Annotated in this window: 4 protein-coding genes, 1 tRNA gene and 1 pseudogene; 4 read left to right on the top strand and 2 right to left on the bottom strand. The window is 40.4% G+C overall.

Going from position 1 to position 3889, the window contains the following annotated elements; translation table 11 throughout:
* Positions 1 to 96: 96 nt before the first annotated feature.
* A complete protein-coding gene (locus AB4496_RS14240) occupies positions 97 to 282 on the bottom strand; it encodes a hypothetical protein (RefSeq protein ID WP_102258524.1) in 186 nt (61 codons plus the stop codon).
* 286 nt (positions 283 to 568) lie between these two features.
* On the opposite strand from AB4496_RS14240, the gene AB4496_RS14235 reads away from it, so the two are divergent.
* The 4 genes from AB4496_RS14235 to AB4496_RS14220 all read left to right on the top strand — a co-directional run bounded on the left by AB4496_RS14235 (position 569) and on the right by AB4496_RS14220 (position 3376).
* On the top strand, positions 569 to 1237 hold the full coding sequence (locus AB4496_RS14235) for a DUF2726 domain-containing protein (protein ID WP_102258523.1): 669 nt from the start codon (positions 569 to 571) through the stop codon (positions 1235 to 1237).
* A 264-nt stretch (positions 1238 to 1501) separates the two neighbouring features.
* Positions 1502 to 1578, top strand: a tRNA-Val gene (locus AB4496_RS14230).
* Positions 1579 to 1764: 186 nt separating this feature from the next.
* On the top strand, positions 1765 to 3006 hold the full coding sequence (locus AB4496_RS14225) for an integrase domain-containing protein (RefSeq protein WP_017104409.1): 1242 nt from the start codon (positions 1765 to 1767) through the stop codon (positions 3004 to 3006).
* A gap of 178 nt (positions 3007 to 3184) precedes the next feature.
* Entirely contained in the window at positions 3185 to 3376 is a 192-nt protein-coding gene (locus AB4496_RS14220; protein WP_012604100.1) for an AlpA family transcriptional regulator, read from the top strand.
* Positions 3377 to 3414: 38 nt separating this feature from the next.
* Here the strand turns inward: AB4496_RS14220 and AB4496_RS14215 are convergent.
* Positions 3415 to 3889, bottom strand: a pseudogene (locus AB4496_RS14215) (hypothetical protein); the annotation flags it as partial.

Here is a 3889-nt window from a genome sequence, read left to right as displayed (position 1 = left end):
AGGAAAAATACAGCTTAAATGAACCTAAAGCAACTAAGCGAATAAGAGTGTTATCAACTCCTATTCGCTTAGTTTTTATATTATCTATTAAGAGTATTACTTAGCGATACTTTCTAACATTTCAACTAGCTCACTCTCTGTTGCTGGTTCATGAGCGAGCTCAATGACTGCTGAAGCGCCACCTTTTAGCATATAAGCTTGAGTTCCACAGTGGTCATAATGGAACCACTTACCATCAACACACACATCGGTATAACATCTTGGGTCTTGTTTGAGTTCCATAGTAATTTCCTTATTAACATTTGCCTAACGTTTTTCATGCTAGTTGGTCACAACTTGGTGCGATTTGATCTGAATCAATTTAATATGTAATTGATGATTTGATTATTAAATAGGAGATGTGCGTCTTGAACTGTCGAAGCCGATAAAGAGACCGCCTCTGACGATTAATGCGTTCAAAGGTCATGATTCCAATTCGCAGCTCTGCTTCTTTTGCTTGCCACGTGACGCTTTTCTACATACGCTAACCACTCTCTTAATCCCTATACAAATGTGATTGTGTTGGAAAATGACTAATATCTTTATCGTTGTAATTGTTCTGGTTGTGTTCTTTTACTTTATTCAAAACTATCTAGTAAAAAATGATGACACCAAAGATCATGCTTATCAAAAGAAAGGCTCGTTAATGTCGGCGCAACAAGCGACCTTCTATAACGCACTCAAATCCGCAGTGGGTAACCATGGGGAAGTATTTGCTAAAGTGAGCATGTCTAACATTGTTGCCCCCGCTAAGGCGAACAATAAAAAGAATTGGTTTATTGCGAACAACAAAATCTCACGCAGTTATTTTGACTTTGTAGTGTGCGACCCGCGAACGTTAGAGCCACGCGTAATCATCGAATTGGACAATGGAAAAGAGCTGAATAAAGGAAAGGTTGATCGCGAGAAGCTATTGATGCACGTTTGTAAATCGGCTGGCCTTCCACTTATTGGCGCTTCAATTAAGCACAGTTATCAAGTGAGCCGTTTGAAGAGGTTACTGGCAGCACACATCGATTTGATTGAGCCATCTAAAGAAGTTCGATTCTGTAAGAAATGTAGCAGCCCTATGATCATCAAGCTGGCAAGCCATGGCGATTATAAAGGCCGACGTTTCTTTACTTGTAGTCGTCAACCTAACTGTACTTATACCGAGAACTACAACGTCGTATTCGATATGGACGAAGATTCTAACTAATACCTTGCGCCGAAGTGCTCATTAAAGGGAGAAAAGACGCGAAGCATGCTGATGTCTGTAATCATCGAAGTTGAACTTAAATGTGATCTACTTCAAGCCATTGATCTGCTTTGTGTTTAAATTTTATTCTGATTGTTGTTTTTAAAAGCAAACAAACAGTTTTGTGCAAATTTGTTCTTGCACGCATCCAAATCACTCGCTATTATCCATCTCGTTCTGAAGCGTTAGCCACTTAATAAAGCGGTTAGATAAGTTTCACTCATTGCCCGCTTAGCTCAGTTGGTTAGAGTACTTGCATGACATGCAAGGTGTCACTGGTTCGAGTCCAGTAGCGGGCACCACATTATACGAAAGAGCCCACCTAGTGTGGGCTTTTTTGTGCCTGTAATTCCTTGTTTTATCAGGCTCTTAGCCATTTTTTGGTCCCAAGAGGTCCCGTGATGTGTTGTAAAATCCACCGTTTAAAGTAATCTCTGAAGTAGTCTTTTAAGATCTAAGCAATTTCGAGGTTACTTCAGGGGGTTACGATGGCGAAAAAAGTACAGCCTTTAACGGCAACTCAAATCAAACAAGCAAAGCCTAAAGAGAAAGAATATAATTTAGGTGACGGTGATGGATTATCATTGAAGATTAAGCCTATAGGAACAAAACTATGGCGTTTCTCTTACTATCATCCCATTTCACGAAAGCGCTTGAACCTAGCCTTAGGTAAGTACCCTGACGTCTCACTAGCCAAAGCAAGAACCAAAGCGATTGAGGCAAGAGAACTACTCGCTGATGGTATTGACCCGAAAGAGCACCGTGATACGACTCTCAGAGAAAAACAGTTAGAATTGGCGAATACGTTACAGTCGGTATTTGATGACTGGATTGAAGTGAAAAGAACAAGCGTCAAAGAGCAAACGGCTAAGAAGCTAAAGCAACGAATTGAGAAGTACCTCTTACCTGATCTTGGTAAGTTCCCCCTTGGTGACATTACGGCACCACAAGCGATAAAAACAATTAAACCCATTGCGAATCAAGGTAAATTAGAAACAGTAGGGCGTTTGTGTCGTAACCTCAATGAGATAATGACCTTTGCAGTCAACACGGGTGTGATTGAACACAACAAGCTTGCTGGCATTGGTAAAGCATTTGAGACTGCTAAGGTAACCAACCAAGCTTCGTTAGCCCCTGATGAGCTTCCAGAGCTTCTCAAAACAATCAACTACGCATCCATTAAACCCATCACTCGCTGCTTGCTAGAATGGCAACTTCATACCATGACAAGACCGACTGAAACGGCTGGGGCACGTTGGGATGAAATTGACAGAGAAAAGATGCTTTGGGTCATTCCTGCTGAACGAATGAAAAAGGGAAGAGTTCATACTGTTCCTTTAACAAAACAAACTTTAGACCTATTAGAGACGATTGATTTCATCACGGGTGAGAGTGAATACCTTTTCCCTGCTGACAAAAGTAACAAAAATCACATCAACAAAGAGACAGCAAATAAAGCATTGGTACGAATGGGCATGAAGGGTAGGCAAACTTCTCACGGTTTGCGCGCATTAGCCAGTACCACCTTAAATGAGCAAAACTTCGATCCAGATATTATAGAAGCCGCACTTTCTCATGTGGATAGAGACAAGGTAAGAAGCGCATATAACCGCACTGATTACCTTGAACACCGTAAAGTTCTCATGGCGTGGTGGAGTGATCATATCGAAGAAGCTGCTTCGGGGAGCTTGTCGATGAGTGGTAAAAAGAGCCTGAAGGTTGTGAGTTAATAGGTACATGTAATTTGATTTCAGTAAACTCATGTTACACTGTAACACACGTTCTTCACTGAATTTAGAAGTCGGGCAGGGATTGGCATAGGGTACGGTTTTTCTATGGTGCATATAACCTAAATAATTTCAGACATATGTCATTTAAGTGAAATCCACTCACTTGTAAGGTGTCAATATGCCAAACGTAACCACTCGCTTAATTCGTCTCAATGAAGTACTAGTAATGACTGGCTTATCAAGGTCGGGAATGTATCGCTCTATAGAAAAACAGCAGTTTCCATCACAGGTGCCAATTGGAGATAGGGCCGTCGCATGGGTAGAAAGTGAGGTTCAAGACTGGGTCCGCCAAAGAGTGCTAAACAGGTAAAATTAAATATTGGAGAGCTTTATAGCTCTCCAAGCATGCTATAGAAGCTTAGAGAATTGTGTGGCTTTATTTTTTTTATCTTCTTCAATGCTTCTCATTAATTCTTCAGATTTACTAGCAAACTGATTGGTCATCAAAGTGATTACCTGGTTGATGGGCATGTCAAATTGTTTGGAAAGCTGATGAAGCTGGATTGATACCGTTTCGTCAACAACGATATTTAAGGTTTTTTTGTTTTCCCTTGTGGTTTTTTCCCTATATTTCTTCTGCGACCATGCTCTTTTGAAGTTCATCATGATCAGTTTTTTTTCAGCGTTGCTAATATCTAGTGAATGAAAAATAGCCGGAACGACTTTAGTGTGACTTTCATTGATGTTCATTACGTTTGGCAATTTAGCAACGATGCTCTTTACTGAGGATATTTTGGGAAAATAGTCAACTACCCACGCCACCTGGTCATTATTTTTATCATCAAGCCAGTTAAATTTAAACACTTCTGATGAGCTGTAGTAC

The sequence above is a fragment of the Vibrio sp. 10N.222.46.A1 genome (assembly GCF_041473595.1).
Classification (GTDB): Bacteria; Pseudomonadota; Gammaproteobacteria; order Enterobacterales; family Vibrionaceae; genus Vibrio; species Vibrio tasmaniensis_A.
This window is presented reverse-complemented; position numbering and strand designations above follow the sequence as displayed.

Excerpts from the sequence above, each read along its gene's own strand:
- AB4496_RS14220 (WP_012604100.1), top strand. The coding sequence starts at position 3,185 with ATGCCAAACGTAACCACTCGCTTAATTCGTCTCAATGAAGTACTAGTA.
- AB4496_RS14235 (WP_102258523.1), top strand. The coding sequence starts at position 569 with ATGACTAATATCTTTATCGTTGTAATTGTTCTGGTTGTGTTCTTTTAC.
- AB4496_RS14225 (WP_017104409.1), top strand. The coding sequence starts at position 1,765 with ATGGCGAAAAAAGTACAGCCTTTAACGGCAACTCAAATCAAACAAGCA.
- AB4496_RS14240 (WP_102258524.1), bottom strand. The coding sequence starts at position 282 with ATGGAACTCAAACAAGACCCAAGATGTTATACCGATGTGTGTGTTGAT.